Origin of the sequence: Fictibacillus phosphorivorans (assembly GCF_023715845.1) — a bacterium.
In the GTDB taxonomy this organism is placed as follows: domain Bacteria; phylum Bacillota; class Bacilli; order Bacillales; family Fictibacillaceae; genus Fictibacillus; species Fictibacillus phosphorivorans_D.
In genome coordinates, this window is record NZ_JAMBOR010000017.1 from 23,534 (window position 1) to 40,753 (window position 17,220).

The following is a 17,220-nucleotide window of genomic DNA, read 5'->3' on the forward strand; positions in this document are numbered from 1 at the left end:
TACAAAGATTCAAAAACAAAAAGGAGGAGTGATAACGGTGATAAATGTTGCACTACTAAGCAGGTGGCATGTCCATGCAGACGATTATGCAAAGCAAGCAGAAAACAACGATCATATTTCTACCAAACTAGTATGGGATGAACAACAGGAAAGGGGAGAACAGTGGGCAAAAGAGCTTTCCGTCCCTTTCGAGGCAGATCTTGACGTTGTTCTTAGACGTAATGACATTGATGCGGTTATCGTGAACACACCGACGAATCTACATAAAGAAGTAATTCTGGCTGCTGCGGAAAATGGAAAACATATTTTTACCGAAAAAGTATTAGCATTTACACTTTCTGACTGCGAAGAAATATACAAAGCTGTAGAAAAGGCGAATATTCAACTAATGGTGTCTTTGCCACGGTTAACTGAAAATTACTATTTATATGCACAAGAAGTCTTAGATCAAGGATTGCTTGGAAACTTAACCACTATTCGGTGTCGGCTTGCGCACAATGGAGCGGTCCCACTTAATGAAGAGTCATCAGGATGGCTGCCACAGCACTTTTTTAATAAAGAGCAATGTGGAGGAGGAGCATTAGTTGATTTAGGTGCTCATCCAATTTACTTAACAAACCGGCTAGCAGGCAAAGCCGTTTCGGTCTTTGGTCATCTGCAAAATACCCTCGGTCTTGAAGTAGATGATAATGCAGTAGTCCTAGTCGAATATGAATCTGGTGTACTCGGAACACTGGAAACAGGTTTTTTATCCAAGTCTAGTCCGTTCCAGCTAGAGCTTTATGGAACAGAAGGAACTCTTCTCATTGAAGAAAGTAACATTCGTTTAAAAAGTTCATTGATGAGTGACCAAGTCGGCTGGTTCAAGCCCGAACAGCTTCCACCCGCGTTGCCGATGCCAATCCAGCAATGGACAGACAGTATTAGGAAAAATGGAGAGCCTTCCATTCAAAAAGAGGATGTACTAGGTTTAACGATAATAAATGAGGCAGCAGCTTTATCAAACAAAGAGGGTAGACGAATTTCAGTAACAGAGCTGAAATCGACTCTCCAACATTCATAACATAAAGGAGGAGAACATTATGCAAAAGAAAATTCGAATTGGAATCATCGGTTGTGGAGGAATTGCAAACGGAAAGCACCTTCCATCCTTAGCAAAGCTCGATGCTGTTGAGGTAGTAGCTTTTTGCGATATTGTCAGAGAACGAGCCGAAGAATCAGCTGCAAAATACGGGACTGTAGAAGCTCGAGTTTATGAAGACTATCAAGCGTTACTTCATGATGAATCCCTTGATGCCGTCCATGTTTGTACGCCAAACAGTTCGCATGCTGAAATTTCAATTGCTGCCCTTGAAGCAGGTAAACATGTGATGTGTGAGAAGCCGATGGCCAAAACCACAGAAGAAGCCCGAAGAATGATAGAAGCAGCAAAAAGAACAGGGAAAAAATTGACTATTGGATATAATAACCGTTTTCGTAAGGACAGTCAGTATTTAAAGGAAATCTGTGAAGCGGGTGATCTTGGGGAAATTTACTTTGCGAAAGCACATGCCATTCGCCGTAGAGCTGTCCCGACATGGGGTGTATTTTTAGATGAAGAAAAGCAAGGGGGAGGACCATTAATTGATATAGGCACCCATGCGTTGGATTTGACCCTTTGGATGATGAACAATTATAAGCCGAGAGTGGTTTTAGGAAGCGCGTACCATAAGCTCGGGCAAAAAGAAAATGCTGCAAACGCTTGGGGACCATGGGATCCGGAAAAATTCACTGTAGAAGATTCTGCTTTTGGTTTTATTAAAATGGAAAACGGAGCAACAATCCTTTTAGAGTCGAGCTGGGCACTAAACTCGTTAGAAGTCGATGAAGCGAAGTGTTCCTTAAGCGGTACAGAGGGCGGTGCAGACATGAAAGATGGCCTGCGTATTAATGGTGAGAATCGGGGCAGACTGTACACCAATCAAATAGACTTAAATACAGGTGGGGTAGCATTTTATGATGGTAAAAAGGAAAGCGATGCCGATCTGGAAGCAAGACTGTGGATTGGAAGTATCCAGAACGACACAGAACCTGTAGTCAAACCAGAAGAAGCTTTGGTTGTAACCCAAATACTAGAAGCGATCTATCAATCTGCAAAAACCGGCCAAGCTGTTTATTTCACCGAGCAAGATGATGTGATCCACTCCGAGACAAAGGAAAATGAAGTATTAAGTTAAAAAACGTAATCTTAGAATGAAAATTATTAAATTCAAAATGGAAAAGCACGTCTGCGCGTGCTTTTCCATTAGTGGTGGGTTTTATAACTTAGAGCAGCTTCATCAAGGTCAGCTAGAGGTCTTCTGAGCGAAAAAGAAGGATTTTGAGCGGAACGAAGGGTGTTTTGAGCGGTACTCGAAGATTCTGAGCGAAACTCGGCATTTTTGAGCGAAACTCGGCATTTTTGAGCGTAACTCAAAGATTCCGAGCGAACGTGTAACAGATTAAAAAAACACGTACCGTAAAATGGTTCACAGCGGGGTTTCCTGCTCATCGATAGCTGTTCACCCACTCTGCATCAGTACTCACCAACAAAACACCCCAAATTCACTGAAGAATCCCCGTCTTCTCAATGGCGACGTCAACTTTCGTATTAATCTTGATCTCTGGATACGCCTCTCTCCAATCGATAGCTTTCCAAGCTTCCGGATCAGTTTCCTTTAACTTTCGACCGATTCCTAACACATCACAGTTCGCTTCTTGTGTTTGTTTCATGATCGCTTTGGATTTTTTCGTTAAATCCCGTGAGATTAATGTTTCTAACTCTTCCATCCGCTGATCGCTTATTTTCTCCGTTCTCGGGTACTGATGAATCATGACTTTAAGATCAAGATGAAGATCAACCACAGGCAACCCTGAACCATCTTTCTTCAAATCCATCTTCCGCTTTGCCTTCACCACGCGATAGCCAACTTGATTGTTTAGTTTCTTTTTGTCATCTAAATAGGTTTCTAGATCTACACGTTCTCCATACTTATCCATAAACAACAGAAGCAAGGAACTAGATTTTAGTGAAATCATCTTTCCAGAATAGGAATTATCACTGATCAAACCAGCTCCTGAAACTGCGACCTTCTCTCCTTTTTTCTCAATGACTGGGAGGATGAAATCTTTGCCTTCTTCATTAAAATAAGTAAATAGGATGTTCAAGTTTCCTATTGGTACGGTGGAGTTGCTTTCTGCCGCTTCGATGATTTCATACAAGCCAAAGGCGATCGGGTTTGTTCCGATCTCTTTTAACGTAAAGAGTTCACCCGCTTCGCTGCCCTTTACAATGGCAACTTTGCTCCCCAGATAAGGATCAGGCAGTCTAAAGAAAAGATCGAGATAGGCATCTAAGTTTTTCTTTGCAAAACTTTCGCCGAACAGCACGATGCGGGATTTGGATGCGGTCAATGGCCCAGTATAATACGCCCTTAGTTCCCGGTAGGTATCTTCTAACGAATTGCCGGTAGCAGAAGAGATCTGATTTTTAAAGTCAAAAAAACCTGTGCCTTTTGGGATGATGTTCAGCACGACCATGGTGGACTTAATCTTCTTATCTTCTAGATCAAAACTTAACCCGTTCACCACTTCTTGTTCCACAATTAACCTTTGATCCCAGCAGCCTGTTAATAGAGGAAGAATGACCAGCAATACGCTTATTTTTCTAGTAACCTTCTTCATGCTTTGATCCCCCTTACCTTTGCGATGATGAGCAGCAAAGCCGGAAAGATAAAGACAAAGATAATATTTAAATAGATCATGAAACTAGAAAGAGATTCTTTTATCGAATAGCTTACAGGCAGTAAACATAAGCCTAACAAAATGCCCGCAAGGAGATACACGCATTTATTCCTCTGGATAGCAAATAAATTCTGTACGCCAAGGCTTGCATTATAGAGCTGAACGACAAGTGTGGTGGATATTGGCACGATCCAAAAGGAAAGGAAGATAATATCGATCCTTTCGACGAAATGAAAGGAAAGACCGCGAAACAGGTACAACAATGGCTCTTGGATCAAGCTGAATTGCGCGCCGCTGAAAGTAATGACACACGTGATAAATAGGAATACATACAGCAGAACGGTGAATAGATTGGCAAACGTGAGAACCAGTAAACTTTTTTTCGGATTTTTGATGAATGGCATGATGAATAGGATGATCTCGAAGCCAATGAGTGAAACGAATGCGTCAGGGCTTGCTTTTACGATCTCTGTAAAATCTTTTGACCCCATAGGCAGCATTCTTCCAAAGTGATTATCTTGTGGATAGACCATGAATAGCAAAATAATCAGGCCGATAAACAAAATGGAAAAAAAGAGAAACGTTCTTGAAATCGTAAGGATCTGTTCTTTCGCAATATAAGTTGTGGCGATCAGAAGCAATAAGATAATCGCCCATTTTGGTGTCCGGTGAAGGATCCAGGTGTTGATCACATCGGAAACAAGGATCATGAGCAATAGGGAAAACGAAATAAAATACAGGATATACAGAATGTTTACGATTTTTCCTAAAAAAGTTCCGAGCAATCTATGGTTGAGTTCATAGAACGTTTCCTTCGGTGACGTTCTGCTTAATGCGACAAGGATAATCAAGATTCCCTGTGCCAAAACACCCGCGACGAGCAGGGACATCCAGCCGTCCTGCTGGACATCGTTGTATAGGATATAAGGCAGGCCAAGAATTCCGATCCCGACTTGCGCTTGTATGATTAAGAAAAATAAATTCTTATTCGAGAGCATTCGCATCCTGACCCTTTCCGTTTTTTCTCGAGAAAAATGATTGAATGATATTTGGTGCCTCCACATAAGCTTTCCCGGCAGAAGTCAGCTTCACAAGGTGTGTCGTGTACACCATCAAACCGAACGCAATTCCAATAAAACCAAACATGGCGGCTAAGAAAATTAAAGGGAAGCTCATGAGCCTCATGCTTGTACTCATTTCTCCGTTCGGAATGATAAAGGATGAGACTGCTGTGATCGCAATGACGACGACCATCGTGTTAGAAATGAAATTCGTCTGAACAATCGCAGAACCGATGACGATCGCCCCTACCGTACCAATTGTTTGGGCAACAGCTGACGGCAGCCTGACCGATGCTTCCTTCAGAAGTTCCAACACAATCTGCATCATGATTGCTTCAACAAAAGGATGAAACGGGACATTCAGTACAGAGAGCTTCAGTGTATAAAATGTACTAACCGGCAAGATCGAGGAATGATACGCATTAACAGCGATATAAAACGCCGGTAGTGTGACCGACAAGATAAAAGCCAGCAATCGTAAGCAATAATAGAAAAAGTTCACAAACCAGCGCGAGTTATAATCTTCTGGACTTCGTAAAAATGAATAAAAGGAGATCGGTGTAACTAACGCAGAAGGTTCATGGTTCAGGAAAATCACCGTATTCCCATTCAAGAGATTAAAGACTGCCCGATCCGGTCTTTCCGTTCGTAACGATTGCGGAAAGGGTGAATAGGGGAAATCTTCAAGCGTCTCTTGGATCTGTCGGGAGTTAAGGAGATCATTATCCTTTATTTTATCTAGCCTGCTCTTAATCGATTGAAGAACATTCGGATTTACTTTTGAATCCAAATAACAAATTGCAACTTGGACATTCGTTTCCGGTCCATACGTGTGATACTCCACTTTGAAGTCAGGTGTACGGAGACGTTTCCGAAGCAACGAGATATTCGTAGCTGCGCTTTCTACAAAGCTATCATGCGCACCCATCGTTACTTTTTCATTCACTGATTCCTCAACAGAGCGGTTTTCATCCGCTGATGTCGTAATGGAATAGGCGATGTTGCTGTTTTCCGTCAGTAGAATGGAGTTCCCTTCCGCGAGCGAGGTGCTGATGTCTTTAAACGTGGTCATGATCGAAAATTGGATAGCCCCCAGCGTTTTCTCAATACTATCGGATTCTTGTTTGTTGATCGGATTGATAATATGAAGTTCAATGGATTCTTTATCCGTGATCGTATCCAAATACAGAATGAACAACGTTTTATCATGAAACATTAACTTTCTTCGTTTGAGGTCCGCCGTCAGCTTCATTTTTTCATCTATTATTTTTAAGTTTTCCGTTAGGTCAGAACTGAGAAATTCATCATGAGATTCAGCCATTGGCAACCATCTTCTTTCTATAAAAGTCGATAGTATGCAGTATAGACGTGAATCCAGGTGAATATTCGATTCAAAAAGGGGAGAATGCCACTGGAGGAGCACCTTTTTGGACGTGTTTGAGCGAAAAAAGGGTGTTTTGAGCGTAACTCGCGGATTTTGAGCGGTACTCGGGAATTCTGAGCGAAGATCGGTGATTCTGAGCGTAGCTGGAGATTTTTGAGCGAACGTGTAACAGATTAAAAAAACACGTACCGTAAAAACGTAATACGCAACAGAGGTTCAATCAAAAAACAAACATCACATAAAAAAAGAACAACTAAAAATGATTTAGTTGTCCCATCTTATATGTAGGTTACCCCGACTTGATGCATATTCTTTAGTACCTCAAACGCCAGTGCATAATACTGGCTCGCTTGTTTGTACTTTTGCTGGTTCTCAAAGTGTTTTGCGAGAATCGGATAATAGTCGGCGAGGTGAATCCATTCAGGAAATGAAGCTCGAATCCGCGGTTTAGCGAGTCAGCTTGAACTTGGTCCAGCCACGAATCGATGAGTGCTAACCCTTTTTCAGGTTGATCGGCCTTTTCATATGCCTTTATAAGTGCAAAGATTGTCATGATTTTTCCGGAAAGAGGGTCTTCTTCATTTGCAGCCAAACTCTTGGAATAGAGTTCGATCGCTTGCTCTGTGTCTCCTTTTTGAGTGGCGACGCTTCCTAAGTTGTGATAGATCACATCGTGTAAAACATGGTCATTAAACGTGTTTGCAAAGCGGTAATAGTTAATAAGGAAGCAATTATCATTCGATGTTGGGAAACAATGACCATTTTCACAGAATTAGGACCCGTTTATCCGCAATGTTTCCCAATTTTCTTAGCACTTCTTTTAGGTATAATTATCGATGACAACGAACAGCTAAGGTGATAATCATGCATATTGAAAAAGGAAATATTGTGAACTATGAGAATGAACCTCATATGATTGTTCACGTGTATACATCCGATTATGTAGAAATCAGAAAAGTAGGGGAAAGGTTTATTTCGCGTGTGATTTTGGTGCACAAGTCGAAAGTGACCGAACCACACGAATAATCTCTACAAATTTATAACAGCTGGAAAAGGTAGAGGATGACCTGGAAAAGGTTGTTCTCTTATTTGTTTTTTCCACTATACCGTCAAAAAACATAATAAAAATGAACTGGCATCTGGTCCACTTCATTGTGCGAGGGTGCTATTCATTTGGCAGGGCTTATGTACACTTTTTCACAATCCAGGGTAAAAAGAAAACCAAAGGTGAAGCTAGTAATCTATTTTTTCTATGTGTTTACTCGAGGGTGTTCAGTTGATCTTCGCGTGCCTTTTGGCTCAGTTCGTTTGAATAATTGATGGCGTCATGTATGGATGCAAAGTGCTGTGACGAGAAGTAGGGTGACGTGTAGCAGTTTACTTTTTTAGAATCAGATGGATAAATGAGAACTTTCCAGTGGTAAACGTCCGGCTGCTTTTCTGAGCCTTCCATCGCGATAAGCCAGTGTGTGGATTCTTCGACTGAAGCATTTTCTCCTGCTTTCTGCAAAAGAGCTGCTCTGTCATTCTCTCCGATAAGAATGAGACCCTTCTGGTAAAACTCCCTCATGTTCGGATATCCGCTCATATGCTCTCTCCCTTCAAAACATGATTTGTCCATTTCTTTCGGTAATGGCTTAACCATATTTCTTGTATTAACTCATTGTATGCAGGGAAAGGGAGGATGATGATAGGAGGATTTGGAAAGGGGAGCCTATTTTTTATAGCGTGATGTGGGTTTTACGGTACGTGTTCTTTTATTTGTTACACGTTCGCTCAGAATCTTTGAGTTACGCTCAAAAACGTCGAGCTACGCTCAAAAATTCAATTCTACGCTCAGAATACCCCCACTTTCGCTCAAATTACCTTATCTTCGCTCAGAATCCTTCATTTTCATAGGAGAGGGTTAAAAAACCATCTGTAAAAAAGAAAAAACTGACTCTTGATGAGCATATCACCTTGAACTGTATCCCGGTATTCGGGATACAGTTCAATCACCTTTGAAGTCAGTTTTTTCTATTATTTTCTTGGAGCAGCAGCGGCATCTGGCTTTCTAGCTTAACCTAGATTCCTATCTTCTTTTTTAAACCTTCATCTTCACGATCGGGTTCTGCCTCCAGTTCATCAAACACGCCGAACTCCTCTTCGATCGGAAGAAGTTTGTGTCGTCCGACCGCGAAATAATAAACCGTTCCCGCCCCATAAATGAAGAGCAGTACGCCGAGTAGAGGCACTTCCATTCCAAATAGCGGCAAGGATTGATTTAACACGGTGTAATAGATCACGCAGAAAAGCGAGATCACACCGAGAACGATCGCTACCCCAGGGACGAGCGGGTAATATACTTTAAAGGGACGGTGCAGGTTGGGTTCTTTTTTTCTTAAGATAAACAGAGAAACCAAGCTTAAGCAATACATCATCGCAGCACCAAATACCGCTAGAACGATGAGCATGTCGGCAAATGTGGCGTTTGCTGCTGCAATGACACCGATTCCCCCAGGGAGGAGAAGTCCCCACGTTGGAATATGGCGCTTTGATAATCGTGATAAAAATTTCGGCAGGTACCCAGCGCGAGACAGAGCGAACGTCTGGCGAGAATAGCCGATGATGATGCCGTGAAGACTGGCGATCAACCCGGCAAGTCCAATAATCGCGACTAACTTAGGAAGGTAGTGACCTTCACCATAGACGGAAGCGAGCGCTTGTGGAAGCGGGTTATCGGCAGGCTGTCCGACACCGCCGCCAAGTCCGGCCGTGATGAAGAGTGTTCCGACCGTACATATGGCAAGTGTTAAAATGCCGGCGATGAAGCCTTTCGGGATGTCTCTTTTTGGATTACGTACTTCTTCAGCCGCCATTGCACCGCCTTCAACTGCGAGATAGAACCAGATCGCAAAGGGAATCGCCATCCAGATCCCGGTCAAACCGTTCGGTAGGGCATTCTCGTTAAAAATATAATCTAGCTTTACGTGTGTGGATCCGGCCGCATAATAAATAGCGAGCCCAACAAGAGCGATAATGGTGGCTACTAACTCGATCAACGCGGCACCTTTTACACCGATCATGTTGATTAAAATGAAGAAAACAAACACAGCCACCGTCGCATACACCGGGTTGATCGCCGGAATGAGAAAGTTGATGTACGCCCCGGTCGCAACGGCGATGGCGGGTGGAGCGAACACAAACTCGATGAGCACCGAGATCCCCGTCATAAAACCAGCATAGGGTCCCATCGCCCGCCTGGCATAAGCGGAAGGCCCGCCGGCATGGGGGATGGAGGTCGAAAGCTCAGAATAGCTGAAAATAAAAGCCGTGTAAAAGATCGTGATGAAGATGGCGGCACCCATTAAACCGAGCGTTCCGCCTTGCTCGAACCCGTAGTTCCAGCCGAAGTACTGACCTGAGATGACCATACCCACGGCGATCGCCCACAGATGAATCGGCTTTAACGCTTTTTGAAGGCGTTGCTTATCGTGATTAACTTCCCCCAATCTAAACACTCCTTTCAAATTTAAGTTCTTTATCGGACATTAAAAATAGTTAGACGTGATCCCGCCGTCGATGTTCAAGAGTGCTCCGTTTGTCCAATCGGATTCGTCAGATGCTAAATAGATCGCCGCGTACACGATATCTTCTGGTTTTCCGAATCGGCCAGCCGGCTGACGAGATAAGCGTACTTTCTTAGCTTCCTCATCTTTTACCAACCATTCCATCAATAGAGGCGTTTCGATCGGTCCCGGGCAGATCGAATTCGTTCGGATACCTTCCGGGCGGAACTGGATCGCAAGTGATTTTGTTAGAGCATTAACTGCACCCTTTGAAGCGGTATAGGCGTCTTGTGGAACACTGCAGCCGAGGAATGCAACAAAGCTCGCGATGTTGATGATCGATCCTGACTGGTTCTTCTGCATTTCCGGAATCACATACTTGCACATAAAATAGATGCCTTTTACGTTCACGTTCATGACCAGATCCCACGCCTCTTCGGGTGTATCGATCACAGAGTGGTCCTCAGCGATCATAACGCCGGCGTTGTTATAGAGGACATCGATTCTTCCGTATTTTTCTACGGTATCATCGACTGCTTTTTTGACACTTTTTTCGTTAGTGACGTTGCAATTGAAGTAAGTTGCGTCGCCGCCTGCTTGACGAATGGCTTCAGCGGCTTCTGTACCACTTTTTTCATTCATCTCAAAAACGGCAACTTTTGCGCCTTCCTTTGCGAACATTTCAGCAGCGGTTCTTCCCATTCCGCCGCCGGCCCCTGTTATGATGCATACTTTGTCTTTTAGTCTCATCTAAAGTTCCTCCTCTAGTTCAAAAAATCGATTAGCACTGCTCGAAATAACGCTGGCGCTCCCATTTGGTTACGATGCGATCGAACTGTTTTTGTTCCAGTTTTGCGGTGAAAAGGTAGTGGGAGGCCGCTTTTTCGCCTAATACTTTTTGAACGACTTCACTATCTTCCCAGCACTGGATCGCCTCATATAGCGAACCTGGAATACGCGGAATGTTTTTGTCCTTATAAGCGTTTCCTTTGAATTCTGGTTCGAGCTCTAATTCCTCTTCAATGCCTTGAAGCCCAGCTCCGATCAAGGCTGTGTAAGCGAGATATGGATTCATATCTGCGCCAGGAATGCGTGTTTCCATACGAAGACTCTTTCCGTCACCGACGATTCGGTAGCCGGATGAACGGTTGTCATGACTCCAGATGATGTTGACGGGTGCCCAGCTCTCTTGAGCGTACCGTTTATAGGAATTGACGTAAGGCGCGAAAAACAAAGCAAAGTCACGTGAGTATTTTAAGACACCGGCTAAAAAGTGCTGCATCGTTTTCGACATGTTATGGTTGCCACTATCTGGATCATAAAAAACGTTCTCGCCCGCACGCTTGTCCCAAAGGCTCAGATGGATGTGACCGCTCGAGCCTGTCCATTGGTGGTTCGGCTTAGCCATGAACGTGACCGAAAGATTGTCCTGCATGCAGATCTCTTTCATGCCGTGTTTGAACATGATGTGGTTATCAGCCGCGTTCAGTGCGTCGGAGTAGCGCATGTTGATCTCGTGCTGTCCTTTAAACGCCTCACCCTTTGACGACTCAATCGGGATATCCGCTTTGGCCATGTTTCGGCGGATCTTTTGATAAAACGGTTCATTTCGGGTCCCTTGAAGAAGGTTGTAATCTTCGTTGATATGTCCCGCTGTCTCAACATCCTCATAGCCCTTTTGATGAAGGTCCTCAAATGATTCTTTGAACAGGTAAAATTCCAGTTCACTTGCCATGAAGAGTTCGAATCCTTTAGTTGCAGCCTTTTCAATCTGGTTCTTCAAAAGGGTACGAGGCGCGATCGGGATAGGATCACCTGTCTTCTCATCGTACACATCACAGAAAACGATAGCTGTACGGTCTGCCCAAGGCACGATACGGAGCGTTGACCAGTCGGGAAGGGCGAGCCAGTCGCCGTAGCCGTTCTCCCAGTTCATCATTTCGTAGCCGTCAGGCGTGTTCATCTCAAAATCCGTACCAAGTAAGTAGTTGCAAAAATGTGTCCCTTTATCGAGGTTGTTTTCTAAACAATAAGCAGCCGTCAGACGTTTTCCCATCAGGCGCCCCTGCATATCGCAGATTGCTAGATTCACCGTATCGATCGATCCGTCTTCTAATAAGGAAAGCAAGGTTTCTTTTGAGATCAATCCTGTTTTCTTTGACTCTTCCTTTTGGGATGGATTCGCGATTGTGTTTTGGCTCATTTTAATAACCTCCTTCATCATTTTCGAGCGAGAGTGAGATGTATTTCAGTTCAAGAAACTCTTCTAATCCGTAAAATCCTCCTTCACGGCCGATGCCGCTTTCCTTGATCCCGCCGAACGGAGCCTGAGGAACACTTAGCGATGTTCCGTTCACACCGATCATGCCGGAATCGAGTTCTTCAGCCATGCGGTAGACGCGGTTTACATCACGTGTGAAGAAGTAAGCGGCCAATCCATAAGGGCTGTTCTCGGTGAATTCCACAACCTCTTGTTCTTTTTGGAAAGAGAGGATCGGAGCGACTGGACCAAAAATTTCTTCTTGTGTGAGTTTCATATCGAGCGTGACAATGCTGAGTACGGTCGGCTGGAAGAAGTAGCCGGTAGCGTCACCCGTTCGTTCGCCGCCTGTTTCCACTTTAGCTCCTTTTTCTTTCGCATCTTGAAGAAGGTGTTCCACGTTCTTGAGTGCTGCTTCGTTGACCAGAGGTCCGATTTGTATGGGGTCTGTCCCGGGGTCAGACCCCAAGCCTACTTTTAGCTCTTTTGCTAGATTTACGATCTTTTCAGTGAGCTTTTCCTTGATTTCTCCATGGGCATAAATGACGTTTATGCCGTTACACATCTGTCCGCAGTTTTCGAACTTGTTGTCGACGATCGCTTTTGCAGCGAGATCAAGGTCCGCGTCAGGAAAGACGATTGCCGGTGCGTTCCCGCCAAGTTCCAGCGAGATTCGTTTCACTTGATCCGCCGCGCGCTTCATGAGCTGTTTTCCGATCTCCGTTGAACCGGTAAACGAAATCTTCTTTACGCGTCGATCTTCAAACAACGTCTCACCGATGACAGAAGCTTTACCTGTCACAAGGTTGGCAACACCTGCGGGGATACCGGTTTTCATGAGCTGTTCAAAAATGGCGATGGCGATCCTCGGTGTTTCACTCGCAGGTTTCACAACGACCGTACAGCCAGCCGCAAGAGCAGGAGCAGTTTTCCGGGCGACCATCGCGCCAGGGAAGTTCCAAGGTGTGATCAGCCCGCATACTCCAACGGGCTGTTTGATCACGGAGATGCGCTGATTTTCTTTCGAGCCCGTGATTACTTCTCCATAAACACGTTTTCCTTCCTCGGCGTACCATCTGATGAACGTTGCACATCCTTCAATTTCACCTCGCGATTCGCTTAATGGTTTTCCTTGTTCTTCCGTTAAAATAGCCGCTAGTTCATCACGGTTTTCTAGTAAATTATCAGCCCACTTCACTAAGTACGACTCCCGTTTCTCGGGAGTGAGCTTCTTCCATGGTTTTAGAGCTTCATAGGCTGCGTTGATCGCAAGCTTCGTTTCTTTTTTACCCCCGTTCGGCACTTGATCGATGACTTCGCCAGTCGCTGGGTTCACAACATCGATTGTCTCCGTGGTGCTGACCTTTTCGCCTTTGATCCATAGGTAGTTCAGTGTCGTCTTTTCCATCTTCATACCTCCTGAAAAGATAGTTTTATAGAGTGTCTGGCTTTATGAAAAAAGACAAAAGACGCCCAAGGACATACATGATTGATGTATTTCTTAGGCGTCTTTGCCGGAATTTATTTACATGTCATTTGCGTATTTTTTCAAGATGGCATGCGCTGTGCGTTCAAGCGAGACTTGCTGTTTCATACTGAATTTCCGCATCTTCTCATACGCCGCTTGTTCGTTCAGTTTCATCACTTTCATGAGAACACCTTTAGCACGTTCAATCTGCTTTCGGGCATTCATTTTTTGCTCTTTTTGTAAAAGTTCATCCTCATATTGTGCACGTTTTTCAGCTTGGGAGAGGGCGATTTCAACGGCTGGTATCAAGTTCGCTTCAGAGATCGGTTTCACTAGATAGCCGAGCACATTCGCTTCCTTCGCTTCTTCCACAAATTCTTTTTGGCTAAAGGCAGTGAGCATGAGAATAGGAGTTTTGCTTTGTTTCTTGATGATCTTGCTTGCTTTTAACCCATCCATCTTCGGCATCTTAATATCCATGATCATCAGATCAGGATTCAGCTGGTAAGCGAGCTCGATGGCTTTTTCACCATTATCACCTTCAGCGATTACCTCATAGCCTGCATCGGTGAGGATTTCCTTTAAGTCCATCCGCAGGATCGCTTCGTCTTCAATCACAATGATTCTTGGTTTCAAACGGCTTCCACCTCTTTCAACGGAAAAGTGATGATTGCTTTTGTTCCGGAACGCGTTTTTTGGATATTGAACGTTCCGGCTAAGTCGTGACAGACGATCGTGTTTACGATATCTAGACCGAGCGATGATGGGGAAGAGGCTGAATAACCAACACCATCGTCCTCGACCACCACTTCAAAATGGCCCTGTACCTCTGAAAAATGAATATGGATATTTCCTTGAGTTCGCTGTTGAAAAGCGTGCTTCAAACCGTTTTGAATGAGTTCGTTGATGGTAAGCGCTAATGAAACGGCTACATCTGACTTCAAATACATCTCTCCGCCATGAAACGCGATGGACACTTCAGCATCAGCACACATCCGGCTTTGGATCGACATCTGGCCAATGCGCTCGATCAGCTGTTTAATCTCGACTTCATCGATCTTGGAGCTTTCGAGCAGTTCTTCGTGAACGGCCGCAATGCTGGAGATGCGATTCAGACTTTGCTGGATGCCCTCTGGACCGCCGCCGCGCTTCATCTGTAGCCGCAGAAGACTGGATACCGTTTGCAGGTTGTTTTTTACACGATGATGAATTTCCTGGATGACCGCTGATTTTACCATCAGCTGGCGTTCTTTTTCCCGTAGCTCCGTTAAGTCGCGGATTACAACAAGAATCCCTGTAATCTGCCGCTGGGTAACGAGTATGATCTGCTTCACTTCGAGCACTTTTTTTCCGACCGTTACTTCTTGCTGCAGGATACTTTCTGTTTCTTCATACACATTTTTTATAAAAGGGAGGTGATCATGGATCGATGTTCCAAGCATCTCCGTTTTGCCAGCCAGTTCTTTGATCAGGCAACCTGCACATGAATTGTAATACAGGATTCTGCCTTTTGGATCGAGGAGCAGAAGGGATTCCTGAATCATGTTGGAAATGATGGAGTCTTGATCGGTTAGTCCGATTAAGGTCTGACTCAACTGTTCGTTCGTTTCGGAAAGAGTTTTTACTTTATTTTCGTGTTGGACTTGTTCGCTTACGTCCTCTTCCATGATGAGTGAACCGATCGTTTCACCCTGTTCATTTTGAATCGGGACCACACTTTGTTTCACGTATTTCGCTTCTTGCGTGATGGCGCGCATTCGTTGCATCGGCTTGCCGGTTTTATGGGTAAAAGCAACGGCGGGCTCAAAGGACGCATAAGCGTACTTTCCAACAACAGATTTTGAGTAAAGAGAAGGAGCATGGGCAGGTTTTGCTTCAGCGACGACGATCGCGTGCTTACCGTCTTTAGCTGGACAATCGATAAAAAGGTTTGCTTGGGTTAGGTCGGCAGTGAGTTGAAGGGACTTTGATTTTTCAATTATGATTTCAATATCTGAACGGGTTAGGTTGGTGTATTGCGTGCAAAGTTCTTGAATGGTCCGGTGCATGGCTGTCTCCTTTCTCACGCATTTATGAAGGTTGACTCTTGTTTTAAAAGGTTGCTCCGATAGTAGGTTGATCTCCGCTCCAGATGCTCGCTTTCCGCGGGGCGTGCGGTGAGCCTCCTGCCGCTTTGCGCCTTTAGCAGTCTCCATCTGACCGCTCGTCCCGCAGGAGTTTCGCATCTTCCGCTCCATCAACTTGCAAGTGGCATTTTTAAAAAAGAAAAACATCCAAAAGTCTAAAATCTCCTAGAAAATAACCTATTAAAAAACAAAAAGAGGCGGCACAAATACTCCCGCTCCTTGCAGGAATACCCATCCATAGCCCCTTTGCTTACGTACTGTTCACTTATAAACTGATTCTAAAATAATGTTAATATTCTGTCAATAATTAAACATTTCCAGAACGTGTTTTGGTCTCACTGTTTAAATAGTGAACGGCGGCTTCACACATGACGGAGACCCCGGTTGTTAGGGCATCTTCTTCAAAGAGGACACCGGCATGGTGCAGTGAAAGTTTGGATGCTTCCGATTCATTATGTGTCCCTAATCGAAAGAGAACGCCAGGCACTTGTTCGGCGTAGAACGAAAAGTCTTCAGAGCCTAAAGACGGGTTTTCGAGATAGACGAGGCTGTCTTCTCCGAGCGTTTCTGTTACAACCCGATCAATGAGTTCAACCATCGAGTCGTCGCTGATCAGCGGGGGAGTGGCCATCGTGTAGGACACTTCAGCCTCGCCGTTCATGCTCTCGGCTGTTTTAGTAACCACCCGGTTAATGATGTCGGGCATCCTTTTTTGTAAGTCAGGGCTTACAGTACGAATCATGCCTGATAGTTGCACACTTGATGGAATTACGTTCGGTGCTGTACCGCCGTTTATTTTTCCGATGGTCAGAACGGCAGGGTCGGTAGGGGCAACCTCACGTGAAATAACGGTTTGCAAGGTCGAAACCACTTGTCCGGCTATGACGATCGGATCGACACATTTATGCGGATGAGCAGCGTGACCTGCTTTTCCGTGAATCGTAATCTCAATAAAAACTGCAGCGGCGGTGATCGGCCCTTTTCTTATCCCAATTTTTCCAGCAGGAAGGTCCGGCCAACAGTGCAGGGCAACGATCGCATCCACATCGGGATTTGTCAGCACTCCTTTTTCGATCATTTTTTTAGCGCCTGTTAATTTCTCTTCACCAGGCTGGAAGATGAGTTTGATGGTTCCGTTGATCAAATGGCGGTGCTGGTTAAGAAGAATTGCTGCACCAAGAAGGATGGAAGTGTGAAAATCATGTCCGCAAGCATGCATGACGCCAGGATTTTTGGAGCTGAATTTGAGATTGGTTTGTTCTTGGATCGGAAGGGCGTCCATATCGGCCCGAAGTGCGATGGTTCTGCCAGGTGTGTCTCCTTTAATGAGTCCGACAACACCTGTTTCAGCTACATTTCTTAACACCTCGATGTTGTTTTCTTCTAAAATGTCTGCAACAAAATCAGCAGTTTGGAATTCGTTAAAACTCAGTTCTGGAAATTGATGCAGGTGACGGCGGTATTCGATGATTCGGTGTTTGATGGATTCTGCCAACTGTAAAAAAGACACGGTTTATCCCTCCTGAACAAAAAAGGAGCTGCCATCTATACCCGACCCGGAGTATAGCAATGGAAAGCTCCTTTGCTGATTGTATTTACTTTTTCATAAAT

The 17,220-nt window shown here is 44.5% G+C and carries 15 protein-coding genes; 3 read left to right on the top strand and 12 right to left on the bottom strand.

The features are described from left to right. Nucleotides 1–37: 37 nt before the first annotated feature. Both M3206_RS13360 and M3206_RS13365 read left to right on the top strand, forming a co-directional pair. Complete coding sequence (locus M3206_RS13360) at nt 38–1,063, top strand: Gfo/Idh/MocA family protein (protein WP_251313032.1); 1,026 nt, start codon at nt 38–40, stop codon at nt 1,061–1,063. A 19-nt stretch (nt 1,064–1,082) separates the two neighbouring features. Then, nucleotides 1,083–2,216, top strand: a complete 1,134-nt coding sequence (locus M3206_RS13365) for a Gfo/Idh/MocA family protein (protein WP_251313033.1) — start codon at nt 1,083–1,085, stop codon at nt 2,214–2,216. 367 nt (nt 2,217–2,583) lie between these two features. Here the strand turns inward: M3206_RS13365 and M3206_RS13370 are convergent, their stop codons facing one another. The 4 genes from M3206_RS13370 to M3206_RS13385 form a co-directional block, all read right to left on the bottom strand. Next, entirely contained in the window at nt 2,584–3,702 is a 1,119-nt protein-coding gene (locus M3206_RS13370; RefSeq protein WP_251313034.1) for a Ger(x)C family spore germination protein, read from the bottom strand. After that, entirely contained in the window at nt 3,699–4,760 is a 1,062-nt protein-coding gene (locus tag M3206_RS13375; protein ID WP_251313035.1) for a GerAB/ArcD/ProY family transporter, read from the bottom strand. Before M3206_RS13375 ends, M3206_RS13370 begins: the two co-directional genes overlap by 4 nt. Beyond that, the gene (locus M3206_RS13380; RefSeq protein ID WP_251313036.1) at nt 4,747–6,144 is read right to left on the bottom strand and encodes a spore germination protein; all 1,398 of its coding nucleotides are present in this window, start codon (nt 6,142–6,144) and stop codon (nt 4,747–4,749) included. Before M3206_RS13380 ends, M3206_RS13375 begins: the two co-directional genes overlap by 14 nt. A 376-nt stretch (nt 6,145–6,520) precedes the next feature. Then, nucleotides 6,521–6,877: a tetratricopeptide repeat protein gene (locus tag M3206_RS13385; RefSeq protein ID WP_251313037.1), complete on the bottom strand. Its 357-nt coding sequence runs from the start codon at nt 6,875–6,877 to the stop codon at nt 6,521–6,523. Between the two features lie 194 nt (nt 6,878–7,071). Between M3206_RS13385 and M3206_RS13390 the strand changes: the two genes are divergently transcribed. Continuing rightward, nucleotides 7,072–7,233 (top strand): hypothetical protein, encoded by a 162-nt coding sequence (locus M3206_RS13390; protein WP_251313038.1) that lies wholly within the window; start codon nt 7,072–7,074, stop codon nt 7,231–7,233. A gap of 232 nt (nt 7,234–7,465) precedes the next feature. Here the strand turns inward: M3206_RS13390 and M3206_RS13395 are convergent, their stop codons facing one another. The 8 genes from M3206_RS13395 to M3206_RS13430 form a co-directional block, all read right to left on the bottom strand. Next, nucleotides 7,466–7,795, bottom strand: coding sequence for a hypothetical protein (locus M3206_RS13395; protein ID WP_251313039.1), 330 nt, complete (start codon nt 7,793–7,795; stop codon nt 7,466–7,468). Between the two features lie 475 nt (nt 7,796–8,270). After that, nucleotides 8,271–9,620 carry an ethanolamine permease gene (eat, locus tag M3206_RS13400; RefSeq protein WP_251313079.1) on the bottom strand — a complete coding sequence of 450 codons (1,350 nt, stop codon included), beginning with the start codon at nt 9,618–9,620 and terminating at the stop codon, nt 8,271–8,273. Nucleotides 9,621–9,737: 117 nt separating this feature from the next. Next, entirely contained in the window at nt 9,738–10,505 is a 768-nt protein-coding gene (locus tag M3206_RS13405) for an SDR family NAD(P)-dependent oxidoreductase (RefSeq protein ID WP_251313040.1), read from the bottom strand. Nucleotides 10,506–10,536: 31 nt separating this feature from the next. Further along, the gene (locus tag M3206_RS13410; RefSeq protein ID WP_251313041.1) at nt 10,537–11,958 is read right to left on the bottom strand and encodes a glutamine synthetase family protein; all 1,422 of its coding nucleotides are present in this window, start codon (nt 11,956–11,958) and stop codon (nt 10,537–10,539) included. Between the two features lies 1 nt (nt 11,959). Continuing rightward, nucleotides 11,960–13,423 (bottom strand): NAD-dependent succinate-semialdehyde dehydrogenase, encoded by a 1,464-nt coding sequence (locus M3206_RS13415; protein ID WP_251313042.1) that lies wholly within the window; start codon nt 13,421–13,423, stop codon nt 11,960–11,962. Nucleotides 13,424–13,540: 117 nt separating this feature from the next. Next, on the bottom strand, nt 13,541–14,119 hold the full coding sequence (locus tag M3206_RS13420) for an ANTAR domain-containing response regulator (RefSeq protein ID WP_251313043.1): 579 nt from the start codon (nt 14,117–14,119) through the stop codon (nt 13,541–13,543). Beyond that, the gene (locus tag M3206_RS13425) at nt 14,116–15,678 is read right to left on the bottom strand and encodes a histidine kinase N-terminal domain-containing protein (protein ID WP_251313044.1); all 1,563 of its coding nucleotides are present in this window, start codon (nt 15,676–15,678) and stop codon (nt 14,116–14,118) included. Before M3206_RS13425 ends, M3206_RS13420 begins: the two co-directional genes overlap by 4 nt. Before the next feature lie 238 nt (nt 15,679–15,916). Beyond that, complete coding sequence (locus tag M3206_RS13430) at nt 15,917–17,119, bottom strand: M20 metallopeptidase family protein (RefSeq protein WP_251313045.1); 1,203 nt, start codon at nt 17,117–17,119, stop codon at nt 15,917–15,919. Nucleotides 17,120–17,220 lie beyond the last annotated feature (101 nt).